Origin of the sequence: Streptomyces sp. R21, from assembly GCF_041051975.1 — a bacterium.
Classification (GTDB): Bacteria; Actinomycetota; Actinomycetes; order Streptomycetales; family Streptomycetaceae; genus Streptomyces.
The window spans coordinates 8,552,493-8,574,015 of sequence record NZ_CP163435.1 but is presented as its reverse complement, the minus strand read 5'-3'; the positions used below and the strand labels follow the sequence as shown (position 1 = coordinate 8,574,015).

General features: G+C 71.7%; 22 protein-coding genes and 3 pseudogenes. 12 read left to right on the top strand and 13 right to left on the bottom strand.

The annotated features are described in order from the left end of the window. Together AB5J56_RS38265 and AB5J56_RS38260 are read left to right on the top strand one after the other, a co-directional pair. Window positions 1-1,596 (top strand): alkaline phosphatase, encoded by a 1,596-nt coding sequence (locus AB5J56_RS38265; RefSeq protein ID WP_369239905.1) that lies wholly within the window; start codon window positions 1-3, stop codon window positions 1,594-1,596. A 122-nt stretch (window positions 1,597-1,718) separates the two neighbouring features. Next, window positions 1,719-3,149: a GNAT family N-acetyltransferase gene (locus tag AB5J56_RS38260; protein ID WP_369239903.1), complete on the top strand. Its 1,431-nt coding sequence runs from the start codon at window positions 1,719-1,721 to the stop codon at window positions 3,147-3,149. 106 nt (window positions 3,150-3,255) lie between these two features. On the opposite strand, the gene AB5J56_RS38255 is transcribed toward AB5J56_RS38260, so the two are convergent. After that, window positions 3,256-4,512: a PLP-dependent aspartate aminotransferase family protein gene (locus AB5J56_RS38255; protein ID WP_369239901.1), complete on the bottom strand. Its 1,257-nt coding sequence runs from the start codon at window positions 4,510-4,512 to the stop codon at window positions 3,256-3,258. Window positions 4,513-4,572: 60 nt separating this feature from the next. On the opposite strand from AB5J56_RS38255, the gene AB5J56_RS38250 reads away from it, so the two are divergent. Further along, window positions 4,573-5,154 (top strand): Lrp/AsnC family transcriptional regulator, encoded by a 582-nt coding sequence (locus tag AB5J56_RS38250; RefSeq protein WP_369239899.1) that lies wholly within the window; start codon window positions 4,573-4,575, stop codon window positions 5,152-5,154. Window positions 5,155-5,186: 32 nt separating this feature from the next. Beyond that, window positions 5,187-6,878, top strand: coding sequence for a DUF885 domain-containing protein (locus AB5J56_RS38245; protein WP_369239897.1), 1,692 nt, complete (start codon window positions 5,187-5,189; stop codon window positions 6,876-6,878). Window positions 6,879-6,921: 43 nt separating this feature from the next. On the opposite strand, the gene AB5J56_RS38240 is transcribed toward AB5J56_RS38245, so the two are convergent. From AB5J56_RS38240 to AB5J56_RS38225, 4 genes are all read right to left on the bottom strand, one after another. Then, window positions 6,922-7,368, bottom strand: coding sequence for a GNAT family N-acetyltransferase (locus tag AB5J56_RS38240; protein WP_369239895.1), 447 nt, complete (start codon window positions 7,366-7,368; stop codon window positions 6,922-6,924). Window positions 7,369-7,420: 52 nt separating this feature from the next. Next, on the bottom strand, window positions 7,421-8,266 hold the full coding sequence (locus AB5J56_RS38235; protein ID WP_369239893.1) for an SDR family oxidoreductase: 846 nt from the start codon (window positions 8,264-8,266) through the stop codon (window positions 7,421-7,423). Window positions 8,267-8,369: 103 nt separating this feature from the next. Then, the gene (locus AB5J56_RS38230) at window positions 8,370-8,885 is read right to left on the bottom strand and encodes an immunity 21 family protein (protein WP_369239891.1); all 516 of its coding nucleotides are present in this window, start codon (window positions 8,883-8,885) and stop codon (window positions 8,370-8,372) included. A gap of 54 nt (window positions 8,886-8,939) precedes the next feature. Then, window positions 8,940-9,437: a rhodanese-like domain-containing protein gene (locus tag AB5J56_RS38225; RefSeq protein ID WP_369239889.1), complete on the bottom strand. Its 498-nt coding sequence runs from the start codon at window positions 9,435-9,437 to the stop codon at window positions 8,940-8,942. A 161-nt stretch (window positions 9,438-9,598) separates the two neighbouring features. On the opposite strand from AB5J56_RS38225, the gene AB5J56_RS38220 reads away from it, so the two are divergent. Further along, window positions 9,599-10,045 carry an Lrp/AsnC family transcriptional regulator gene (locus AB5J56_RS38220; RefSeq protein WP_369239887.1) on the top strand — a complete coding sequence of 149 codons (447 nt, stop codon included), beginning with the start codon at window positions 9,599-9,601 and terminating at the stop codon, window positions 10,043-10,045. Between the two features lie 42 nt (window positions 10,046-10,087). On the opposite strand, the gene AB5J56_RS38215 is transcribed toward AB5J56_RS38220, so the two are convergent. Next, on the bottom strand, window positions 10,088-13,087 hold the full coding sequence (locus AB5J56_RS38215) for an AAA family ATPase (protein ID WP_369239885.1): 3,000 nt from the start codon (window positions 13,085-13,087) through the stop codon (window positions 10,088-10,090). Then, window positions 13,084-14,247, bottom strand: coding sequence for an exonuclease SbcCD subunit D (locus AB5J56_RS38210; protein WP_369239883.1), 1,164 nt, complete (start codon window positions 14,245-14,247; stop codon window positions 13,084-13,086). The genes AB5J56_RS38215 and AB5J56_RS38210 overlap by 4 nt, the downstream gene beginning before the upstream one ends. A 285-nt stretch (window positions 14,248-14,532) precedes the next feature. Here AB5J56_RS38210 and AB5J56_RS38205 point away from each other — a divergent pair. Then, window positions 14,533-14,766: pseudogene (locus tag AB5J56_RS38205) on the top strand (hypothetical protein); the annotation flags it as partial. Here AB5J56_RS38205 and AB5J56_RS38200 read toward each other — a convergent pair. The 4 genes and pseudogenes from AB5J56_RS38200 to AB5J56_RS38185 form a co-directional block, all read right to left on the bottom strand. Then, window positions 14,762-15,038: pseudogene (locus AB5J56_RS38200) on the bottom strand (hypothetical protein); the annotation flags it as partial. The pseudogenes AB5J56_RS38205 and AB5J56_RS38200 overlap by 5 nt on opposite strands. 80 nt (window positions 15,039-15,118) lie before the next feature. Continuing rightward, window positions 15,119-15,292, bottom strand: a complete 174-nt coding sequence (locus AB5J56_RS38195) for a CsbD family protein (RefSeq protein WP_369239881.1) — start codon at window positions 15,290-15,292, stop codon at window positions 15,119-15,121. A gap of 111 nt (window positions 15,293-15,403) precedes the next feature. Then, window positions 15,404-15,589, bottom strand: a complete 186-nt coding sequence (locus AB5J56_RS38190) for a hydrophobic protein (protein ID WP_369239879.1) — start codon at window positions 15,587-15,589, stop codon at window positions 15,404-15,406. A 117-nt stretch (window positions 15,590-15,706) separates the two neighbouring features. Then, window positions 15,707-15,913: a hypothetical protein gene (locus AB5J56_RS38185; protein WP_369239877.1), complete on the bottom strand. Its 207-nt coding sequence runs from the start codon at window positions 15,911-15,913 to the stop codon at window positions 15,707-15,709. A gap of 599 nt (window positions 15,914-16,512) precedes the next feature. Here AB5J56_RS38185 and AB5J56_RS38180 point away from each other — a divergent pair. The 4 genes and pseudogenes from AB5J56_RS38180 to AB5J56_RS38165 form a co-directional block, all read left to right on the top strand. Then, window positions 16,513-16,641: pseudogene (locus tag AB5J56_RS38180) on the top strand (PRC-barrel domain containing protein); the annotation flags it as partial. A gap of 63 nt (window positions 16,642-16,704) precedes the next feature. Next, on the top strand, window positions 16,705-16,863 hold the full coding sequence (locus AB5J56_RS38175) for a hypothetical protein (RefSeq protein WP_369239875.1): 159 nt from the start codon (window positions 16,705-16,707) through the stop codon (window positions 16,861-16,863). 30 nt (window positions 16,864-16,893) lie between these two features. Then, window positions 16,894-17,742: a ribonuclease BN gene (locus AB5J56_RS38170; RefSeq protein WP_369239873.1), complete on the top strand. Its 849-nt coding sequence runs from the start codon at window positions 16,894-16,896 to the stop codon at window positions 17,740-17,742. 158 nt (window positions 17,743-17,900) lie between these two features. After that, window positions 17,901-18,734 carry a DUF1206 domain-containing protein gene (locus AB5J56_RS38165; RefSeq protein ID WP_369239871.1) on the top strand — a complete coding sequence of 278 codons (834 nt, stop codon included), beginning with the start codon at window positions 17,901-17,903 and terminating at the stop codon, window positions 18,732-18,734. A gap of 160 nt (window positions 18,735-18,894) precedes the next feature. On the opposite strand, the gene AB5J56_RS38160 is transcribed toward AB5J56_RS38165, so the two are convergent. Next, window positions 18,895-19,068, bottom strand: coding sequence for a hypothetical protein (locus AB5J56_RS38160; RefSeq protein ID WP_369239869.1), 174 nt, complete (start codon window positions 19,066-19,068; stop codon window positions 18,895-18,897). A 178-nt stretch (window positions 19,069-19,246) separates the two neighbouring features. Here AB5J56_RS38160 and AB5J56_RS38155 point away from each other — a divergent pair, with 178 nt between their 5' ends. Then, window positions 19,247-19,681 (top strand): hypothetical protein, encoded by a 435-nt coding sequence (locus AB5J56_RS38155; RefSeq protein WP_369239867.1) that lies wholly within the window; start codon window positions 19,247-19,249, stop codon window positions 19,679-19,681. An 84-nt stretch (window positions 19,682-19,765) separates the two neighbouring features. Further along, the gene (locus tag AB5J56_RS38150) at window positions 19,766-20,737 is read left to right on the top strand and encodes a YihY/virulence factor BrkB family protein (RefSeq protein ID WP_369239865.1); all 972 of its coding nucleotides are present in this window, start codon (window positions 19,766-19,768) and stop codon (window positions 20,735-20,737) included. Between the two features lie 59 nt (window positions 20,738-20,796). Here AB5J56_RS38150 and AB5J56_RS38145 read toward each other — a convergent pair whose 3' ends face one another. Continuing rightward, window positions 20,797-21,513 carry an ANTAR domain-containing protein gene (locus AB5J56_RS38145; protein WP_369239863.1) on the bottom strand — a complete coding sequence of 239 codons (717 nt, stop codon included), beginning with the start codon at window positions 21,511-21,513 and terminating at the stop codon, window positions 20,797-20,799. Window positions 21,514-21,523: the final 10 nt, after the last annotated feature.

Below are 21,523 nucleotides of genomic sequence, written 5' to 3'. Positions count from 1 at the left end.
ATGTCACACCGTCCGTCCAGCTCCCTCCCCGGTCGCCGCAGCGTGCTGCGCGGCTCCCTCGCCGCGTCCGCGGCGCTGACCCTGCCGGCCGCGCTCGGGGCGGCTCCGGCGTTCGCCCTGTCCGGGCGGCCGAAGGCGGGGTGGGGTGTCCAGGCGGGTGATGTGACCGCCCACTCCGGTCTGGTGTGGGTCCGGTCGGACCGGCCGGCCCGGATGATCGTCGAGACGTCCGCGACCGAGTCGTTCCGCAACCCCACCAGATGGCACGGCCCGTTGGTGGGCGCCGACACCGACTTCACCGGGACCACGCGGCTGCGCGGACTGCCGGCCGGCGAGCAGGTCCACTACCGTGTGCTGCTCGCCGACCCCGATGACCCGCGCCGCACCGGCGAGCCGGTGACGGGCACCTTCCGTACGACACCGCTCGGGCGGCGCGGCGGCGTGCGCTTCCTGTGGTCGGGCGACCTGGCAGGGCAGGGCTGGGGCATCAACCCGGACATCGGCGGCTACCGGATCTACGACGCCATGGCCGGGCTCGACCCCGACTTCTTCCTGTGCAGCGGCGACAACATCTACGCGGACGGGCCGATCGCGGCGACCGCGGCACTCCCCGACGGCAGCACCTGGCGGAACATCACGACCGAGGAGAAGTCCAAGGTCGCCGAGAGCCTGGCCGAGTTCCGCGGCAACTTCCGCTACAACCTGCTGGACGAGAACCTGAAGCGGTTCAACGCGCAGGTGCCGTCCATCATCCAGTGGGACGACCACGAGGTGCGCAACAACTGGTACCCGGGCGAGGTCATCGCGGCCACCGACACCCGCTACACGGAGAAGAGCGTCGACGTACTGGCCGGCCGGGCGCGCCGCGCGTTCAGCGAGTACTTCCCGGTCTCCACGCTGCGGCCCGGCGACAAGGACGGCCGCGTGTACCGGGTCATGCGCCACGGCCCGCTGCTGGACGTCTTCGTGCTCGACATGCGGACGTACCGCAACGCGAACTCCCCCGACACGCAGACCACGGACCCGCAGGGCATCCTCGGTGCCGAGCAGCTGGAGTGGCTCAAGCGCGAACTGTCGCGGTCACGGGCCGTGTGGAAGGTGATCGCCGCCGACATGCCGCTCGGGCTGGTCGTGCCGGACACCACCGAGGGCCGGCCGAACATCGAGGCGGTGGCGCAGGGCGATCCGGGTGCTCCGCTCGGCCGCGAGCTCCAGCTCGCCGAGCTGCTGCGGTTCATCAAGCACCGGCGGATCACCGGCACCGTGTGGCTGACCGCCGATGTGCACCACACCTCGGCCCAGCACTACCAGCCGTCGCGCGCCGCCTTCACCGACTTCGAGCCCTTCTGGGAGTTCGTCTCCGGCCCGCTCAACGCCGGTGCCTTCCCGGCGAGCGCGCTGGACGGCACGTTCGGACCCGAGCGGGTGTTCGTGAAGGCGCCGACCGCGTCCAACGTCTCGCCCGCGGGCGGCTACCAGTTCTTCGGGGAGGTCGACATCGACGGCGACAGCGGCGAACTGACGGTCCGGCTGCGCGAGCAGGACGGCACGGTGCTGTTCACGCAGGTGCTCCAGCCGGGGCGGGTGGGGCAGTAGTCATCGTGCGGGGCTGTCGGTGCGGTCTCGTACAGGAATGAACAAAACGGACGGAACGACACTTTACCGATCAGTCACAAACCGTTCGTGATCACGCAACACCATTCCTCCACAGTGGCTGCATGACTCCAGACATCTCTGATGTGACGCGTGCGAAGCACGGTCGCCCCGTCCACCACTGGCGGCGGGACGTGATCGAGCTCGCCGCCCTGTTCACGGCGGTCGCGGTCGCGGACGCCGTCGCCAACGTGATCGGCCATGGTCCCGACGGAACCGCTCTGCTCGGGATCTCGGCCGCCGTCCTGGTCGCCACCGCCGGGTTCCACACATGGTGGGCACGACGCCACGGTCACGCACCGCCGGAGACCGATACCGGTACCCGGCCGACCGACGCCGCCGCGCGGGAGGCCGGGTCCACCGGGGAATCCACGGAGGCGCCGGAGGCCGGGGCGACCGTGCTGTGGCGCATGCGCACCACGGTGAAGGACGAGCCGGGGTCGCTGGCCGCGCTGTGCACGGCGCTGGCGCAGCGACGGGTCGACATCCTCAGCCTGCAGACGCACCCGCTGGCGGAGGGCACCGTGGACGAGTTCCTGCTCCGCGTTCCCGCCGCCCTCGCCGCATCCGACCTCACCCACGCGGTCTCGCGCGCGGGCGGCAGGGGCACCTGGATCGAGCGTGCCGACGCGCACGACCTGGTGGACGCCCCGACGCGGGTCCTGGGCCTGGCCACCCGCACCGCGCTGGACGCCGCCGAACTTCCGCTCGCCCTACGGCAGTTGCTGGGCCGGTGCACCATCCGCTCACTGCCCGCCACCTCGCCCACCTCCGGCCGGGCGCAGGAGAGCGCACCTGTCGAGGGTGCGCTCGAGGACACGGTGATGCGGCTGCGGGCGCCGGAAGGCGGGGTGATCACGGTGGAGCGGCCGTATCTGCCCTTCACGCCCACGGAGTTCGCGCGGGCGCGGGCCCTGGTCGAGCTGGACGCGCGGCTCGGCCCGCGCATCCCGCACAGCCAGGACGTGCTGACCCTGCCCGAGGGCAACGCGATCACCGTACGGCGGGCCGACGTGTCGGACGTGGAGGCTGCGAAGGCGATGCAACAGCGCTGCTCGCCGCGCACGCTGAGCATGCGCTATCACGGCCCGGTCGGCGACGCGGACCGCTACCTCAACCACCTGCTGAGCCCGCGCTTCGGACGCACCCTCGCCGTCCAGACGGCGTCGGGGCGCGTCGTCGGGCTCGGCCACCTTCTGTGGGACGGCGACGAGACCGAGATCGCGCTGCTCGTCGAGGACGAGTGGCAGCGGCGCGGCATCGGTGCCGAACTCCTCGGCCGCCTCGTGACGATGGCCGTCGAGGCGGGCTGCGAGAGCGTGTACGCCGTCACGCAGGCGTCCAACACCGGCATGGTCGCCGCGATGCGCGGCCTGGGCCTCCCCCTCGACTACCAGATCGAGGAGGGCACGCTGGTGATCACCGCCCGGCTGGACGCGGCGGCGGTTGCCGCCTCGCAGCTGTCGCACGACGCGCCCTGCGGCGAACGGGAGTAACTCGGCGTCAGGAACGGATGGTTGAGTCGGGCCCCGGCATTGATGCCGGGGCCCGTACCGGGGGCTCCGGCCGCAGACCCCCGTATCGGCCTCAACGGCCTCGTCCTCAAACGACGGACGGGCTGAGCCCCTTGGCCTCGGCCTCCAGAACCGAACCCACCCCGCCCAACGCCCCGTCCAAGTCCGCCCAGAGGTCCTCCACGTCCTCCAGGCCCACCGACAGGCGCAGCAACTGGTCGCTGACTCCCGCGTCGCGGCGGTCGCGGGCGTCGACGATGCGGTGGCTGATGGACGCCGGATGCTGGATCAGGCTGTCGACGCTGCCGAGGCTGACGGCCGGGGTGATCAGGCGGACCCCGGCGATGACCTCGTGGGGGTCGCCGACGACCTCGAAGGCGAGCATGCCGCCGCCTATGCGCGGATAGTGGACGCGGGCGACGCGCGGGTCTGCGGCCAGCCGGCGGGCCAGTTCCGCCGCGTTCGCGGAGGCGGCGCGCACCCGCACCGGCAGCGTCGCCAGGCCGCGCAGCAGCAGGTATCCGGCCAGCGGGTGCAGAACTCCCCCGGTGGCGAACCGGACTTGGCGCAGCTGCCGGGCGAACTCCTCGTCGCAGGCGACCACTCCGGCCATCACGTCGCCGTGTCCGCCCAGGTACTTGGTGGCGCTGTGCAGGACCAGCCGGGCGCCCTGCTCGGCGGGGCGTTGCAGCACGGGCGTGGCGAACGTGTTGTCGGCGAGCAGCGGTACGGAGCCGCATGCGTGCGCGACGGCCCGCAGGTCGAGTTCGGCGAGCGTCGGGTTGGCCGGGGACTCGACCATCACCAGGCCGGTGTCGGGGCGCAGGGCGTCCGCGATGCCGGCCGGGTCGACCCAGGTCACCTCGGAGCCCAGCAGCCCGGCGGTGAGGAGGTGGTCACTGCACCCGTACAGGGGGCGTACGGCGACGACATGGCGCAGGCCCATCGCGTTCCGCACCAGCAGCACGGCGCTCAGCGCGGCCATGCCGCTCGCGAACGCGACGGCGCTCTCGGTGCCCTCCAGCCGTGCGAGAGCCGTCTCGAAGCGGGCCACGGTCGGGTTGCCGAGGCGGCCGTAGACGGGCGGGCCCTCGGGCTCGGCGCCCTCGGCGGCGAAAGCGTCGATGCGCGCGGCCTCGCCGCGGCTGTCGTACGACGGGTAGGTCGTCGACAGGTCGATGGGCGCCGCGTGCAGGCCCTGCCCCGCGAGGTCCTCCCGCCCGGCGTGCACCGCCTCGGTGGCGAGCGCCCGGGTCGCGGGCAGGCGCCGACCGTTCTGGCCGGTTCTCTTCACATCACCCTGTGCGCGATATGCGCCGTATGCGTCATAGCTGCCGGAGTTCATGCGCAGAAGCCTGAACACCGGCCGGGATCCGAGCACAACATCCCGTGTTACGTTCGAGCCATGGCCGAATCCGTCGTACTTGATCCGGTGGATCTCCATCTTCTACGGCTGTTGCAGAACGACGCACGGACGACGTACCGCGATCTCGCCGCCCAGGTCGGCGTCGCCGCCTCGACCTGCCTGGACCGGGTGACCCGGCTGCGCCGCGCCGGGGTGATTCTCGGCCATCAGCTGCGGCTGGACCCGGCGAAGCTCGGGCGCGGTCTGGAGGCCCTGCTGTCCGTGCAGGTCAGGCCGCATCGGCGGGAGCTGGTCGGGCCGTTCGTGGAGCGGATCAGGGCGCTGCCGGAGTCGCGGACCGTCTTCCACATCACCGGGCCCGACGACTACCTCGTCCATGTTGCCGTCGCGGACATGGCGGATCTCCAGCGGCTGGTCCTCGACGAGTTCACCTCGCAGCGCGAAGTGGCCCGGGTCGAGACGCGGTTGATCTTCCAGCAGTGGGACTGCGGTCCCCTGCTGCCGCCCCAGCGGGACGCACCCCGTGCCCCGTATGCGCCCTCCTCGTCATCGCATCGCGAGACCCCCGCACCCGCGCAGCCGGACCCGCACACGGCCATGCCCTCAGCTGAATCCTGCTGACGCGGCCCCCGTCCTCGTATGAGGATGTCCGCATGTCAGAGACGAAGAGCCCGCTGCCCCGCGAGGTCGCCGACGCGTACGTCGACGAACTCATCGCCCTCGATCCGATCACCGGCACGTTCCTCGGCGTAAAGGAGAGTTCGAGCAGGCTGCCCGACACCTCCCCGGCGGGCCAGGCGGCTCTCGCGGAGCTGGCTCGGGTGACGCTCACGCGCCTCGACGAGGCCGAACGGCAGCCCGGCGCCGACAGCGACATCGAGCGCCGGTGCGGGCGGCTGCTGCGCGAGCGGCTCACGGCCGAACTCGCCGTCCACGAGGCCGAGGAGGGCCTGCGCGCGGTCAGCAACCTGCACTCGCCGGTCCATTCGGTGCGCTCGGTGTTCACGGTGACAGCGGCACAGACGGACGAGGACTGGGCCGCGATCGCCGAGCGGCTGCGCGCGGTGCCGGCCGCGCTGGAGGGCTACCGCGCGTCCCTCGCCCTCGGCCTGGAGCGCAAGCTCCACGGCGGCCCGCGGGCGACGGCGACCTTCATCGGGCAGCTCACCGAGTGGTCGGACCCGGAGGGCAAGGGCCGCGGCTGGTTCGAGGACTTCGCGTCGGCGGGCCCCGACGCGCTGCGCGCCGAACTCGACGAGGGCAGCCGCGCGGCGACACGCGCCGTCGTGGAGCTGCGCGACTGGATGCGCGACGTGTACGCACCCGCCGTGGAGGGCTCGCCGGACACGGTGGGCCGCGAGCGGTACGCGCGCTGGTCGCGCTACTTCAACGGTACGGACCTCGACCTGGACGAGGCGTACGCGTACGGCTGGGCCGAGTACCACCGTCTGCTCGCCGAGATGAAGACCGAGGCCGAGAAGGTACTGCCCGGCGCCGGGACGCCGTGGGTCGCGCTCGCCCACCTCGACGAGCACGGCACCCACATCGAGGGCGTCGACGAGGTCCGTGCCTGGCTCCAGGGGCTGATGGACCAGGCGATCGACGCGCTCGACGGCACCCACTTCGAACTCGCCGAGCGGGTACGGCGGGTGGAGTCCCGCATCGCACCCCCCGGCAGCGCGGCCGCCCCGTACTACACCCCGCCGTCGGAGGACTTCTCGCGCCCCGGCTGCACCTGGCTGCCCACCATGGGCGAGACCCGCTTCCCCGTGTACGACCTGGTCTCGACCTGGTACCACGAGGGCGTTCCCGGCCATCATCTGCAACTCGCGCAGTGGGTGCACGTCGTCGAGGACCTCTCCCGCTACCAGGCCACCGTCGGCCGCGTCAGCGCCAACTGCGAGGGCTGGGCGCTCTACGCGGAGCGGCTGATGGACGAGCTGGGCTTCCTCACGGACGCCGAGCAGCGCCTCGGTTACCTCGACGCGCAGATGATGCGCGCCGCCCGCGTCATCGTCGACATCGGCATGCACCTGGAGCTGGAGATCCCGGCCGACTCGCCCTTCCACCCCGGTGAGCGCTGGACTCCCGAGCTGGCGCAGGAGTTCTTCGGCTCCCACAGCAGCCGCCCGGCCGACTTCGTGGAGAGCGAGCTCACCCGCTATCTGTCGATGCCCGGCCAGGCCATCGGCTACAAGCTGGGCGAGCGGGCCTGGCTGCTGGGCCGCGAGAACGCGCGGCAGCGCCACGGCGACGCCTTCGACGCGAAGGCCTGGCACATGGCCGCACTCTCCCAGGGTTCGCTGGGCCTCGACGACCTGGTGGACGAGCTGTCCCGGCTCTGACCGATCCGGGTTGCGCGGGTCGTGCGGAGTACGGCGGCCGGGCTCAGGCCAGCGCCATGAGCCCGGCCGCCGTGTCCCGGAATCCGCAGCTCGCGTAGAACGGCTCCCACTCGGCTTCGTAGTCGACGTGCAGCCACTGCGCTCCCCGGGCGCGTGCCTCCTGGGCGGCGGCCCGCACGAGGCTCCGGCCGAGGCCGCGCCGCTGCGCTTCGGGGTGGACCGTCGTGTCCAACACGAAGGCGTGCAGGCCGCCGTCGCCGGCGACATTGACGTAACCGACCAGCCGGCCGGCGGCATCGCGGGCCGCGATCCACGCCAGGCTCCGCGCCAGCACCGGCCCGAACCGGGTGGGTGCGTGCTGCGGCCATGCGGCGGCGAAGAGCGCGTTGAGCTCCTCGTCGGAGAGGGGCGGGCGGACCGCGAGGCTCACCTCGGGCGCGGCGGTTTCGCTTCTCGACTCGGGGCTCGTCGCGGTGTCTTCACGGCTCATTACGACATCCCACCACGGGGAATCACCTCATGATCAGCGACTTCTTCGGGCATCAGCGGCGGAAGCCGCCCTCCGAGTCGATGACCTGCCCGGTGATCCATTGCGCCTCGTCCGTGGCGAGCCAGGCGATGAGGCGGGCGGGGTCGTCCGGCATCCCCCAGCGGCCCGCGGGGAACATCGCGGCGACGGCCGCGTAGTCGTCGCCGGACAGGTAATCCGTGTCCACGGGACCGGGGTTGACGGTGTTCACGGTGACGGCCCGCTCGGCGAGCGCGCTCGCCAGCGACCGGGTGATCGAGGCGAGGGCGCCCTTCTGCAGGGCGTACGCGATCTCGCCCGGCATGCCTCCCGCGATGTCCTGGCCGGAGGTCATCATGACGACGCGACCGCCCGGCGTACCGGGTGGCTGTGCGGCGCGCAGTCGGCCGTACGCCTGCACGAGCAGGAGCACCGAGCGGGCGTCGACCGCCCAGTGCGCGTCGAGCATCGCGGCGTCGATCGTGTCGAGAGTGCCGTCGGATCCGCTGAGCGCGTGGTTGGCGACGAGGATGTCGAGCCGTCCGCCGAGCGCCTCCGCGGCCGTCTCGACCAACCGGGCCGGGCCCGCCGGGTCGGCGAGGTCGCCGGGCCCGTCGACGACCCGGGCCTCGGGGTCGCCGAGCACCTCGCGCACACCGGCGGCCACGGCCTCGGGACTGTCGCCGCCCCAGGGCATGTCGACGTCGTGCGGCACATGGTGGTGCAGATACACGCTCGCGCCGTACGCGGCGAGGCGGCGGGCCACGGCGAAGCCGATGCCTCCGCGTCGGCTGGCGCCGGTCACCAGGGCCGTGCGCCCGCGCAGCGGAAGGGGGTCGCGGCGGAGCTCTTCGGGGGCAGGGGGCGGGAGTTGGGGCATGGTCGAGCATGATGCCCGGACGGTTACGGTCCGCGCACCTGAATTCCCGCGGGGCGGACGACCCCAAGGCCCTCTGCCCCAGCGGAGCCCGGGCGGGACCCGGTCAGTCCGCGAGCCGTCGCAGTTGTACGAGTCCGAGCCAGGTCTCGGGCCCCGGCTCGACGTACGCCGCACGCACCGCGTACGCCCCCGGCGCCAGCGGAACCCTGAGATGGCCCGTGCGTGCCGAGGCGGGTCCCGGCCAGGCCGCGTCGAACAGGACCACGGCGCCCGGCACCTTCCACCGCACCTCGGGCTGCCACGCCGCCGACGCGAGCGCGGCCGGGACGCCGGACAGCACGTCGGCCTCGGACGCTGCCGCGCACCACCGTACGAAGGTGGCGTGCTCCGGCAGGTAGGAGGTGGAGGCCGGTTCGTCGCCGAGGACCAGGGCTCTGCTGTCCCCGACGGGCACGAGGCCGATGGAACCGTCGACCTCGCAGGCCCGGTCGTAGTCGGACGACAGGTCGTCGCCGTCCGCGCCCGACCAGAACGGCAGCACGACCTCCGGGATCGCTATGAGCGGCCCGCCGCCCGACTCCACCCACTCGACCGCACCTGGGTCCGCGTATCTCACCATGCGCAGAAGCTACACGCCGGATGTACCGTCAACATCCGTGTCCGGCAAGGGAGTTCAGCAGCCGCAGTCCTCGGCGTCCACCGGCGCGGTCAGCGTGTCGGCGTCGCGCCGCTCGCGGCCCTCCCAGGTCTCGAACTCGAAGCCCTCACGCACCCAGTACTCGAAGCCGCCGAGCATCTCCTTGACCTGGAAGCCGAGTTCGGCGAGGGCGAGGGCCGCGCGGGTGGCGCCGTTGCAGCCGGGGCCCCAGCAGTACGTGACGACGGGCACCGACTTGTCGAGGAGCTGCTCGGCCTGTTCGGGGATGAGCGCGGTGGGCAGGTGGATCGCGCCGGGCACGTGTCCCTGGTCCCAGGACGCGGTGGAGCGGGAGTCGAGGACGACGAAGCCCGGGTCGCCACCGGCCGCGAGGGCGCCGGCCACGTCGGACACGTCCGCGTGGAAGGCGAGGCTCGCACCGAAGTAGGCGGCAGCCGCGGCGGGGGACGCCGGGGCGACGCGCAGAACGGGGTTCACGGCGGTCGAGGTGCTGGTCTCGGTGGTCGTGGTCATGGTGGCTTTCCCTCCCGGTCCCGCCGTACCCGGTGCGTGGTGCCGCATCGGCCTGTCGGGACTTCCTGACCAGAAATCTACGTTCGTTGATCCACTTGGAGAAGTGGTGATCCACGGCATCACTCTTGATCCGCCGGGGATTCCTCTGGTATCTCTCGCACATGACCGCGTATTCCCCGGACGCCACCGATTGGCGCATCCTCGATGTCCTCCAGCGCGAGGGCAGGGCCAGTTTCGCCGAGCTGGCCCGTGCCGTCGCGATGTCCGCGAGCGCGGTCACCGAGCGGGTGCGCCGCCTGGAGGAAGCGGGCGTCATCCAGGGATACGCGGCCGTCGTCGACCCGGAGCGGCTGGGCCTGCCGATCCTCGCGTTCGTCCGGCTGCGGTACCCGACCGGCAACTACAAACCGTTCCACGATCTGGTCGCCGTGACGCCCGAGGTCCTGGAGGCGCATCATGTCACGGGCGACGACTGCTTCGTCATCAAGGTCGCGGCGCGCTCGATGAGCCACCTGGAGGAGGTGTCGGGCAAGCTCGGCGCCCTGGGGTCGGTGACCACGAGCGTCGTCTACTCCTCGCCGCTGCCCCGCCGCCCGCTGGGCCACTGAAGCGGAGCTTCCACGACCGGCGGCCCTCCCCCGGCCCCGTCGTCAGCGCACGCCCCGCTGGCGTACGACCGACCCCGTTCTCTCCTTGACGATCTCCAGCTGCGCGTGGATGCGGCGCCGCAGATCGGCGACATGGCTGACGATGCCGACGCTGCGGTCGCGCTCACGCAGCGAGTCGAGGACGTCCAGGACCTCGTCGAGGGTCTGGTCGTCGAGGCTGCCGAAGCCCTCGTCGATGAAGAGCGTGTCGAGCCGTACGCCGCCGGCCTCGTCGGTGACGACGTCCGCGAGGCCCAGGGCCAGTGCGAGCGAGGCGAAGAACGTCTCGCCGCCCGACAGCGTCGCCGTGTCGCGTTCACGGCCGGTCCAGGCGTCCACGACGTGGAGGCCGAGCCCGCTGCGGCCTCGGCCCGCGCGGTCGGCGGAGTGGACGAGGGTGTAGCGCCCGGAGGACATGCGCTGGAGCCGCACGGTCGCGGCCGCGGCGACCTGCTCCAGACGGGCGGCGAGGACGTAGGACTCCAGGCGCATCTTGCGTTCGTTGTCCGCGGAGGTGCCCGCGGCGAGGGCGGCCATGCGGGCCACCCGGTCGTACTCGTCGCGCAGCGGGCCGAGCCGTCGTACGGAGGCCGCCGCCTGCGATGACAGCCGGTCGAGTTCGATGCAGCGGCGGGCGGCCGCGTCCTGCCCGGATGCGGTCTCCTGGAGCCGTCGGGCAGCTGACTCGGCGAGCTGCTCGGCCTCCCGCAGGTCGGCGGGCGGCCGCTGGGCGGCGGCCGCCGTCTCGGCCTCGGCGAGCACCGCGCGGACCGCCGCCTCCTCCGACTGCCAGGCGTCCAGGCGGCGTTGGAGATCGCGGTGGGCCGCGTCGTCGAGGAGCGCGGCCGCCGCGGCCGCCGGTGTCTCGAACCCGGCGCGAAAGGCCGCGTCGGCGAGCCGGGCGTCGGCGTCCTTGAGGCGCTGGGCGGTCAGCTCGGTGGTACGGGCCGCGTCCGCGGCCTGGGTGAGCCGTGCGGCCTCCCGCTCCAGCTGTGCAGCGCGCGCGGTCACGCTGTCGGCGCTGCCACGGGCCTGCTCCAACTCCTGCTCCAGGGAGGCCTTTTCGCGGTCGAGCCGCTCCCGGTGGGCGACTCGGGACGCGGCCCTGACCGCCGCCTGCTGCAGGGCGGCCGCACGCCGTTCGCGCTCCTGCTCGGCTGCTCTCAGCTCTTCGTGCGCGGGATGCAGGCCGGAGGCGCCTTGGCGCGCCTCGGCGTGGAGCCGCTCCAACTCCTCGACCTGCTCGTCGAGTCGGGCAGTGGGCGTGTCGCCCGCCTCCGCCCTGGCGGCGGACCATGCCTCGCGTACGACACCGAGGCGGCGCTCGTCCTCGACGCGCCGCTCGTCCGCGCGCTGGTATTCGGCCAGTGCGCTTTCCTCCGCCTCGCGGTCGACGTGTCCGGCGACCTTGCGCGCGGGGGCCGGGTGTTCGGTGGCTCCGCAGACGGCGCAGGGTTCGCCGTCGGTGAGGTTCGCGGCCAGCTCGGCGGCGATCCCGTTCAGCCGCTGTTCCTTGAGATCGAGCCAGCGGGCGTGTGCCTTCAGGGCGCGTTCGGTCGAGGCGAGCACCTGCGCCTGCGTCGCCTCGATATCGGCGGCGAACTGGTCGGCCTGGCGGGCCGCCCTGAGCCGCTGCTGAGCGGGCTCGCGCTGGACGGCCAGCTGCTCGGCCCGGGTCGCGGCCTGCTGTGCGGACTCGATGCGAGCCTGGAGGTCCGCGCGGGTGGCGTCCCATTCGGCGAGCCAGCTCTCCGCCTCGTGCAGGACGTCCCCGTCGGCGCGCTCCTGGCGGTCCAGGTCGGCGCGCTCGGCGACGAGATCGGACAGTCGCTGCTCGGCTCGGCGGGCCGACTCCAGGCCGCCCAGTTCCTCGGCGGCCCGCCGTGCCGCCGAGGCGAGCCCCGGCGCGCCGGCGTCGGCGAACGTCCCGGGCAGCACGGCACGCGCGCGGGCCTCCTCGGTGGCCGCGCTCCGGTGCTCGGCCTCGGTGGCCTCGCGCAGGTCGAGTGCGGGGGCCACGGTCTCGGCCTTGCGGGCGCGCTCCATCCGGGCCTGCGCCTCCCGGTGGGCGTCGGCCCGCTCCTCCAGGCGCCCGGCGCGCTCCCGCGCCTCGGTGAACCGGCGCTGCAGCCGGACCAGTTCGCGGACGTCGTCGAGCGCGCGGTCGGCTGCGGCGTGCGCGGAGGCGGCGGCCGTGCGGGCGCAGTGGGCGAGGGTGAGCCGTTCACGGGCGGTGCTGCGGGCGACGGCGGCCCAGGCCAGCACGGTCTCGGCGACGCCCGGATCGCCGGGCGCGAGGTCGGGCAGCGGCGACTCGGCGGTATCCCCGGCGGCCTGCTGCATACGGTGGGCGTCGGCGAGCAGCGCCGCGTCCCCGTCGCGCACCTCGGCCTCGGCCGCGCGCCGCCGCTCGGCGAGGCGCTTTTCGACCTCGGCGAAGCGGTGCGTGTCGAAGAGGCGGCCCAGCAGCTTGCCGCGGGCCTCGGCGTCGGCCCGCAGGAAGCGCGCGAAGTCGCCCTGGGGCAGGAGCACGACCTGGCAGAACTGCTCGCGGCTCATACCGAGCAGCTGGGTGATCTCCTCGCCGATCTCCTGGTGGGAGCGGCTGAGGTCCTTCCAGGCGCCCGCCGTGGCGTCGTACTCGCGCAGCCAGCTCTGCGCCTTGTCGGTGGTCGTGCCCGTGCCGCGCTTCTTGGGGCGCTCCCAGGGCGGCTGCCGGGTGACCTCCAACCGGCGTCCGGCGACGGTGAGTTCGAGGCGGATCTCGGTGCGCGTCGCGGGAGCGGCGTGGTCGCTGCGCAGGGTCAGGCCCTGGCCGCTCTGGCGAGCGCCGGGCACCGCCCCGTACAGCGCGAAGCAGACCGCGTCGAGGACGGAGGTCTTGCCCGCGCCGGTCGGGCCGTGCAGCAGGAAGATGCCGGCGGCCGACAGCTCGTCGAAGTCGACGCTCTGCGCCCCGCCGAAGGGGCCGAAGGCCTGGATGTCCAGCCGGTGCAGCCTCACCGGGCGACCTCCCGGACGGCCTCGTCGGCGCGAACGGCGTCGAACGCGTCGCGCAGCACCGCCTGTTCACGGGTGTCGGGGCCCGCGCCGCGCACATGGGTCACGAAGTCCTCGGCGATCTGCTGGTCGCCCCGGCCCTCCAGGCGCCGGGCGTAGGAGACGTCCGGGTCGTCGGGGTCGCGGTCCGGGTCGAAGGCGAGGCTGATGGCGTGCGGGAAGCGCTCGGTGAGCCGGGCCATGGGCTCGGCCGGGCGCACCGGGTCGGTGAGCGTCGCCTCGACCCAGGCGTCCTCGTGCCGCTCCAGCGCGGGGTCGGCGAGCAGGTCCTCCAGCCGTCCCCGGACGCGGGCGAGGGCTCGCGGGACGGGGCAGTCGATCCGCTCGGCGCTCAGCGAGCCGTCGGGGCCCAGGTCCACGAGCCACATGGTCTTGCGGTGGTCGGCCTCCGAGAACGAGTACGGCAACGGGGAGCCCGAGTAGCGCACGCGCTCGGTGATGGTCTGGCTGCCGTGCAGATGGCCGAGCGCGGTGTAGTCGACACCGTCGAAGACGCCTGCGGGTACGGCGGCGACTCCGCCGACCGTGATGTCCCGCTCGCTTTCGCTGGCCTCACCGCCGGTGACGAAGGCATGGGCGAGGACGACGGAACGGGTGCCCGGCGCGCGCGTGGCCAGGTCGGCGCGGACCCGCTCCATGGCGGCGGCGAGCACCGCTTCGTGGCCCGCCTTCTCGACGCCGAACTCGTCCTTCACCAGCGCGGGCTCCAGATACGGCAGTCCGTAGAAGGCCACGTCGCCGTGGGCGTCGGCGAGCACGACCGGGGTGCCGCAGGCCGCGGCGTCGGTGCGCAGGTGGATGCCCGCCCGGCCGATCAGCCCGGCTCCGACGCCGAGCCGGCGCGCGGAGTCATGGTTCCCGGAGATCATCACCGTGGGCACACCGAGGTCGGCCAGCCGGTGCAGGGCGTCGTCGAAGAGTTCGACCGCGGCGAGCGGCGGCACCGCCCTGTCGTACACATCACCCGACACGACCACCGCGTCCACGCCGCGCTCGCGCACGGTGGTGACGAGATGGCCGATGAACCCGGCCTGGGCACCGAGCATGTTCACCCGGTGGAACGCCCGGCCCAGATGCCAGTCGGAAGTGTGCAGTATTCTCATGAAATAGCCCTGACCTGCACGTTTGCCCCTACTGCGCCTCTAAGACCAGCACGAACCAGCACGGGGCTCGCCGTCAACGCTCGCCACGCTAACGCATGTGGCCCCCTGATCCACCACCCACCTCAGATCGCCCTGGGAATTGAAAGTCCTTTCCCATTACCGCCCCCTCCCACCGCCAAGCCCGTGATATCGGGCCGTCCACCAATGAGGTCTTTCAGGGCGGCCACCGTTCGGGCGACCGGCGCCGTGGCCACAACACACAAGGCTCCCGTGCCGTTGAGGGAGCTGTTCGAAGCCTCAACCCATCGGCACAGGAGCCTTGTTGGCCCTCATCCTGCCGCACTCGACCTGCCCCACGCGCTCATCGAGCGGCTCACGACGCTCATCGTCACCCGCGAGGGTCACCGCCGCTGCAAGCTCCTGGCGCCCCAGCGTGCCCCGCTCCCTCTGGTGTACCTGCGCAAGCACGAGCCCCTCGCCCGGATCGCCGCCGGTTTCGGAATCTCGGCCGGCACCGCGCTTCGACCATGGCCCCGCGCATCTCCTCGGTGCCGCCATGGCCGCGGGCAGCCGCCGCGCATTCTGCGGTAGCCGCGGACGTGGTCGGGGTGGTGGACTGAGAGGGCGCCGAGCTGCTCCTCGAACTGTTCACCGGGGAAGCCCCGGTCCTTCGCCGGGTGTGCGAGGAGTGCGTCGGCCTCGGTGACCGCGTTCTGCGGTGATTCGACGAACCTGTCGTGGTCGGCGACTGCGCGGTCGTACTCGGGTCCGAAGCGGTGTTTGAGGGCCCTCCGCCGGTCTGTGGACTGATTCCGGGTTGGCCTGCCGGATGGCGTCCACGTGACGTGGGCACCACCCGGGGCGTATGTGGTCAGCGCCTGAAGGCCTTCTTGGCCTTGTCGCCGGACTGCTTCAGGTTTCCGGAGACCCGGTCGGTCCTGCCTTCGCGCTGCAGCCGCCGGTTGCGGGTGGTCCGGCCGATACGTTCGGTGATCCGGCCCTTGAACGCCTGTGTCTTGTGCTTGATCGTCTGTCCGACGCTCATGGCTGTCCCCTTTGTTCGCTTTTATTCGCCGGCATGGGCTCCCGCGCGATTGCCGTGCAGGCCATCGTTCCCACGAGTGGGAGAGCGCCTCGGGAGAGTGCCTGGTCTGACTTACCCGCGGCTGCGGCCGAACCGGCGGCTGCCACCGCTACGCCTGCCACCGCCGCGCCCGCGCATCGCGAAGCCGACGATCCAGACGACCAGCAGTACGGCGGCGACCCACCAAAGGGCCTGCATGGTGAAGCCGAACCCGAACACCACCAGGATCAGCAGAAGGAGAAGAATCCACAGGATCATTGCCGGGCCTCCAGATCGCGGAAAGTTCCTGAGATCCGCGGGGTCCGGGCGAAGCGGGAAGGTGGAATGCGTCGACCGAACGATCCGGAGTGGCATAGCCCTACGCCGTGCTGTCAGTCAACGCCCGGCGACTTCCCTTGTCAACGCAGTGTCGACACGAGCGAGCTGGGCAGAGGCCACTGGGGTGAACAGAGCCTCGGCGCGAACCTCGGCGAGCGCTTCGGTCGGCGGCATCGGCAGGATGTGGTCCTCCCACCAGGACAGGCCCATGACAGTGGCGAGGAGGACGAAGGGAAGCGCTGCCGGAACGATGAGTACGTACATGCGGGCCACCTGCGGTGGGATGCGTGCGATGGCGGCGAGCGGTGAATCGTTACCCGTCTGGGGCGCATCGAGGCCGTGCCGGGACGGCGTGGCGACGGCGGGAGCAGTCCGTGGGGGCGGGTGCGAGTTCCGGCACTGATGCGCGAGGTGCGCCCTCGAAGGAGCGCGAGAGGTGATCGACGCTGCCGGGGGCTCGGGCCGTACCGGGCACGTTAGCCCTCGCCGCACTCCCTGGACAGATGTCAAGTGGCCATCCGTTCCGGTTGGCAGACCGTTACATGGGGCGCTATCCGCAACCTTTGGGCAGAGCTACGCTGTTCGAGCAGGCCCCGGCCCCCGGCAGCGATGTCTTGTCCCGCTCCGGGAAGGCCCGCCATGTTCGTTCTGCTTCTCATCGTCGTCGCCCTGATCTTGTTCGGTTTCGGGTTCCTCAACCCCCTCTGGTGGATGGCCGCGGCCGTGCTGGTCTTTCGGAACCATGCGCTACGGCCGCGATCACGGCGGAGGCCGGCGTGGCGGGTCCGATCTCGGGGAGCACCAGCGCTACCGGGACCGTTGGGATCGTCTCTCCAGCCGTCAGCTCCGGGCGCGCTGGAGGCGCGAGGACCATCGGGACCATGAACATCGAGGACGTGCTGCCCGCCGACCGGGAGGAAGCGGTCTCCAAGCACTACGGTCTGCGCCGCCGGCCCGGCGCAGCCGGTGAGCGGCAACTGGCGCGCCGCTGACCGCCTATGGAAAGGACGGCTGCGTTGTGAGGACTGCGTTGTGAGATACGCACCATGCACCACATGACCACGCCCCATGAAGAACATCCTCTGTTGAGGGCTGTGACTGCGGCGGGAGATGCGGCCCTGGTCGCCACCACGAAGGGCCAGGAACTTGCCGAGGCGATACGGTGCGAGCGGCGTGGCGCGTTGTGGCGCCTTCACGCGCTGGAGCGGCTGTGACGGCACACGTGCACGGCTGTCGGTGATTGCATGCTGAAGAAGTCTTCCGGGGCTGCGGACAGCTCGTCCCTCTCGACACGGCTGTGCCGCGTGTTCCGTGATTCGCCGGCCGAACGGGGATGGCGGCGAAGCGGAGAGATCGAACTGGGGCCGAGGTCACTGGGCTTCGCGGCGCTCGGGCTTCTCACGCTGGTGCCCCTGCTGATCGTTGTCTCCGCGGCCGATCCGGAGCACGGGCGGGGGTTCGCCCAGTGGCTGGGGGACGGGCTCGGTGTGTCGAGGGCGGCCAGGGACGAGATCGGGGAGCTGTTCGCCCGGCCCGGCCAGGTACTTGAGACCACGACCGCTCTCGGTCTCGCCGCCCTCGCCGTCTTCGGGCTGACCTTCGGGGCGGCGGTGCAGATGGGCTACGAGAAGGTCTGGGAGCTGCCTCCGGCCCGCTGGTACGCAAGATGGCGGCAGGTGCTGTGGCTCGCCGTGCTCGTCGGATCCCTGTACCTGACCGCCACCACCACGCTGTGGCGCCATTCTCCGGCCGGCACGCTGGCCGCGACACTGAGCGCCGTCCTGTTCTTCTGGTGGTCCCAACGGATACTGCTCGGCGGGCGGATCGCCTGGAGCGCCCTGCTCCCCGGCGCAGCGGCGACGGCGCTCGGGCTGCTCGGCCTCCGGGTCTTCTCCCGCCTCGTCTTCTCACCACTGATCGCATCCAGTGCCGTCACCTACGGCCCCTTCGGAACCGTCCTGGTCGTCCAGTCCTGGCTGGTCGGTGTGGGCGTCGTCGTCTACGGCGGTGCGCTGGTGGGCCGCCTGCTGCACGAGGAACTCCCCCGCGTGGCACAGGCCCTGAAACAGCGGGCCCGGCGACGACGGCCCTGATGTCGGACAACTCCGCCGGTGACGCCCGGAGGATGACCGATGACCCAGCTGGTACGGCTCCGGCCGTCGTGCGCCAAGTGCGCGCATCAAGCCCCCGGCCTGGGGCACTCGGGGGGCGGTGGACGCGTATCGCGCGTCCACGCCATGGGGAGGACATCGTGACGTCGTCCAACACGCAAGGGCGCGGCCAGGCCGTGAAGTCCGCGGCCCGTACCACCCAGAACGAGACGCTGACTGCCGCAGGGCGGGCGGGCTTTGCCGCACGGGGTGTGGTGTATGTCCTGATCGGCGCCCTTGCCATTCGGATCGCCCTCGGCAGCGGTGGCGGGACGGCGGACCGGCAGGGGGCGCTGGCCCAGGTCGCGGAGCAGCCGTTCGGGAAAGTGATGCTGTGGGCGATAGTGGTCGGCTTCGCTTCCATGGCCCTCTGGCGGGGCGCCCGCGCCGTGCTCACCAGGGGACCTCAGCGGAAGGCGAGTTCACGAGCCCTCGACGGCGGGCGGGCGGTCTTCTACGCCTTTGTCTGCTGGACCACGGCGGTGTACGCGGCCGGGGGCGGCCAGGGCTCCAGCGGCAACGCGAAGTCGCAGGACTGGACGGCATCGGCGCTCAAACTGTCGTACGGCCAAGTGCTGGTGGGAGCCGCGGGCTGCCTCCTGATCGGCATCGGCGCGGTGCTCGCCGTCCGGGCGGCCATGCGCAGCTTCCTCAAGCAGCTGGACACCGGGAGCATGAGCCCTCGTACCCAGCAGGTCGTCACCGCCCTGGGCGTGGGCGGAGGCGTGGCGCGCGGTGTGGTGTTCGCGGCGGCCGGGATCTTCATCCTGGTGGCGGCCATCCGCTTCGACCCGGACAAGGCCAAAGGCGTGGACGCCACGCTCCGCAGCTTCACCCAGACACCGGTGGGGCCATGGCTCCTGGTCGCCGTCGCGATCGGACTGATCCTCTTCGGCGTCTTCTCCTTCGCCTCAGCCCGCTGGCGACGCCTGTGAACGCCTGCCCAAGCCAGATCTGCCGGCTCCTCCCGCAGGCTCGCCGCTTGGGCCGGGCCATCACCACACACCGGTCACCACCACAGCGGCGACCGTCCCGCCCCCGCCACCGACCGCACGTGGGCATCTGGGGCGGCGCTCCGCGATCCACCACCACGCATCAGTGGGCCGGGCGCCGGCGGTGTGCGCGCGACACCGAGCGCACGAGCAGGTACAGCACGGCGGCGATGAGGAGCAGCACGCCGGTGGAAACCAGATACAGCAGGCCGTCGACGACACCGCCGATGACGACCAGCGCGACGGCGCAGCCGAGAAGAACCAGCAAGAAGACCATGGCGCTACGCCTCCTGAGGCCGTGGCGGACGGGCGGACCAGAGGTCGACCACCAGTAGTGCCGGCGCCCTCCAGTATCGCCATTACCTCACTTCCAGGGTAGACGCAACCTCTAGCGGTGGCCTGCCGGGCAGAACGGCTCTACCGTGGGGAGAGGAAGTAGATCCCAGGGGCGCGCCATGATCATCCTCGGACTCGTCATTCTCGTCGCCGCGGTAGTCGTCGGCGTCGTCGGCGTTCTTTCCAACAGTGGCAGCGCCCACGAGTTCACCGGCGGATTCTCCGTCTTCGGAGTCGACGTCACCGGCTCCACCGGCACCCTCTTCCTCTACGGCATCGTCGTCGGGGCGGCGGCTCTGCTCGGGTTGAGCCTGATCCTGGCCGGTACACGCCGTACCACCCGCCGCGGCCGCCCTGCACGTCGCACGCTCAAGCCGTCTCGGCGCGAGTCTGCCGCAGCCGAACAGGAACGCGGTGGCCTGATCAACGAAGGCGACACCTCCCGCGCGCAGACGGCGCAGGCGGAGCGAAAGGACGCAGACCCCGCCGACCTGGCCGAACGCCCCCGCCACAAGCAGCAGCACTGGTTCCACCGCCGGGCCGCTCCCCGCTGACAATCCCGCAGACGGCCCCGACACAGACCTCGGCCGACCCGCCGGGCACGGTGCCGGCGAGTACGCAGAGAGCGGGTGGTACTCATGGACTGCCTGAGAAGGCTGCCCGTGATCGGAAAGCTGATGCGGACGCACGCCTGGCGGGCGTACGAGCGGCTGGATGCCGTCCACTGGGCCCGGCTCGCCGCGGCCATCACCTTCACCAGTTTCGTCGCGCTCTTTCCGCTGATCACCGTGGGCGCGGCGATCGGCGCCAAGCTGCTGAGCGAGGACCAGCTGGGGAAACTCCAGAACAAGATCGCCGACCAGGCGCCGGGACTCTCCGACCTGCTGGACCTGGACAGTCTCGTCGCGCATGCCGGATCCGTCGGACTGATCGCGGGCTCGCTGCTGCTCGTGATCGGCATCAACTGGGTCGGCGCCCTCCGCGGCAGCCTGCGCGCGGTGTGGAAGAAGGAGCAGGACCCGGGCAATGCGTTCCTGCTCAAGTTCAAGGACTCCGGGGTGCTGGTCGGCCTCGGCGCGGTCGGGCTGGTCGCGATCGGCAGTTCGGTGTTCGCCAACAGTGCCGTCGGCTGGGCCGCCGACAAGGCCGGTATCGAGGGCGGGGCGGGACGGGCCCTGCTGTTCTTCGCCGGCCTGGCCATCGCCCTGGTTGTCGACTTCCTGTTGCTGGTCTACCTGCTCACCCGGCTGCCGCGGGTACATCCCGGCCGACGTGCGGTCGTCGTCGCCGGGCTGATCGGTGCGGTGGGCTTCGAACTGCTCAAGTGGTTGCTGACCGGCTACCTTCAGGGCGTCGCCGGGAAGAGCATGTACGGCGCCTTCGCTGTGCCGGTCGCCGTCGTGCTGTGGATCAACCTCATGGCAAGGCTGCTGCTGTACTGCGCCGCTTGGACAGCGACAGCAATAGGGGCGGCGGTGCCGTCCGGTGAGACAGCCGAGGGCGAGGGACCGGAGCCCGGGATCAGTCCCGCAGCCGATGCCGCACCACAGCGGGCATCAGCCGGCAGCGGGGCACCAGCAGCACCGCGCCTCCAGAAGCACAGCCCGTGATCCGACCGTGATTCCTCGTGCTCGGGCAGCTGCGTGCGGTCACCGCTTCGGCGACGGTGTCAGGCCACCAGGCCGGGAAGGACTTCCGTACCGTCGATGAAGGCGCGGGCCACCTCGGACAGGCGCCGGTTGTGGGAGCGGGCGTAGCCACGCAGCGCGGTGAACGCCTGCTCCATGTCGATGCCCTGGCGTTCGGCGAGTTTCCCCTTGGCCTGCTCGATCAGTACGCGGCTGTTCAACGCCGTCTGCAGTTGTTCGTTGAGGACGGTGCTGCGGTGGGTGGAGCGTTGTTGCAGGAGGCTGATGGTGGCGACGTCGGCCAGGGCCTGGCCGATGAGCGTGCCGGCCGGGTCGAAGGGGCCGGGGGTGGCGTGGAAGAGGTTCAGGGCGCCGACGGTCTCGTCTCGCAGGCGCATGGGCAACGCCTGGACGGCGCCGAAGCCGCTGCGGTGGGCTGCTGTGGCGAAGTGCGGCCAGCGGTCGACCTCGCGGGTCAGGTCGGGGACGATCACGGGTGTGCCGGTGCGGTAGCACTCCAGGCAGGGGCCCTCGTCGTTCTGGAGCTGGAAGAGTTCCAGCAGGCGTACCTGTTCGTCGGAGGCGGCCATCACGCGGAGTTTGCCGTCGCGGTCGGCGAGCAGTACCCCGGCGGCGCTCGCGTCGAACATGCTCACGCAGCGGTCGGTGAGCAGGCGCAGGAAATCAATGAGGTCGAAGTCGGCGACCAGGTTGTCCGCCAGCTCGACGAAGGTCTTGGCCAGGAGCTGCTGATTCATCGTGTCACCC

Coding starts and splice junctions, on each gene's coding strand:
- AB5J56_RS38265 (WP_369239905.1), top strand. CDS start 1: ATGTCACACCGTCCGTCCAGCTCCCTCCCCGGTCGCCGCAGCGTGCTG.
- AB5J56_RS38260 (WP_369239903.1), top strand. CDS start 1,719: ATGACTCCAGACATCTCTGATGTGACGCGTGCGAAGCACGGTCGCCCC.
- AB5J56_RS38255 (WP_369239901.1), bottom strand. CDS start 4,512: ATGAACTCCGGCAGCTATGACGCATACGGCGCATATCGCGCACAGGGT.
- AB5J56_RS38250 (WP_369239899.1), top strand. CDS start 4,573: ATGGCCGAATCCGTCGTACTTGATCCGGTGGATCTCCATCTTCTACGG.
- AB5J56_RS38245 (WP_369239897.1), top strand. CDS start 5,187: ATGTCAGAGACGAAGAGCCCGCTGCCCCGCGAGGTCGCCGACGCGTAC.
- AB5J56_RS38240 (WP_369239895.1), bottom strand. CDS start 7,368: ATGAGCCGTGAAGACACCGCGACGAGCCCCGAGTCGAGAAGCGAAACC.
- AB5J56_RS38235 (WP_369239893.1), bottom strand. CDS start 8,266: ATGCCCCAACTCCCGCCCCCTGCCCCCGAAGAGCTCCGCCGCGACCCC.
- AB5J56_RS38230 (WP_369239891.1), bottom strand. CDS start 8,885: ATGGTGAGATACGCGGACCCAGGTGCGGTCGAGTGGGTGGAGTCGGGC.
- AB5J56_RS38225 (WP_369239889.1), bottom strand. CDS start 9,437: ATGACCACGACCACCGAGACCAGCACCTCGACCGCCGTGAACCCCGTT.
- AB5J56_RS38220 (WP_369239887.1), top strand. CDS start 9,599: ATGACCGCGTATTCCCCGGACGCCACCGATTGGCGCATCCTCGATGTC.
- AB5J56_RS38210 (WP_369239883.1), bottom strand. CDS start 14,247: ATGAGAATACTGCACACTTCCGACTGGCATCTGGGCCGGGCGTTCCAC.
- AB5J56_RS38195 (WP_369239881.1), bottom strand. CDS start 15,292: ATGAGCGTCGGACAGACGATCAAGCACAAGACACAGGCGTTCAAGGGC.
- AB5J56_RS38190 (WP_369239879.1), bottom strand. CDS start 15,589: ATGATCCTGTGGATTCTTCTCCTTCTGCTGATCCTGGTGGTGTTCGGG.
- AB5J56_RS38185 (WP_369239877.1), bottom strand. CDS start 15,913: ATGTACGTACTCATCGTTCCGGCAGCGCTTCCCTTCGTCCTCCTCGCC.
- AB5J56_RS38175 (WP_369239875.1), top strand. CDS start 16,705: ATGACCACGCCCCATGAAGAACATCCTCTGTTGAGGGCTGTGACTGCG.
- AB5J56_RS38170 (WP_369239873.1), top strand. CDS start 16,894: ATGCTGAAGAAGTCTTCCGGGGCTGCGGACAGCTCGTCCCTCTCGACA.
- AB5J56_RS38160 (WP_369239869.1), bottom strand. CDS start 19,068: ATGGTCTTCTTGCTGGTTCTTCTCGGCTGCGCCGTCGCGCTGGTCGTC.
- AB5J56_RS38155 (WP_369239867.1), top strand. CDS start 19,247: ATGATCATCCTCGGACTCGTCATTCTCGTCGCCGCGGTAGTCGTCGGC.
- AB5J56_RS38150 (WP_369239865.1), top strand. CDS start 19,766: ATGGACTGCCTGAGAAGGCTGCCCGTGATCGGAAAGCTGATGCGGACG.
- AB5J56_RS38145 (WP_369239863.1), bottom strand. CDS start 21,513: ATGAATCAGCAGCTCCTGGCCAAGACCTTCGTCGAGCTGGCGGACAAC.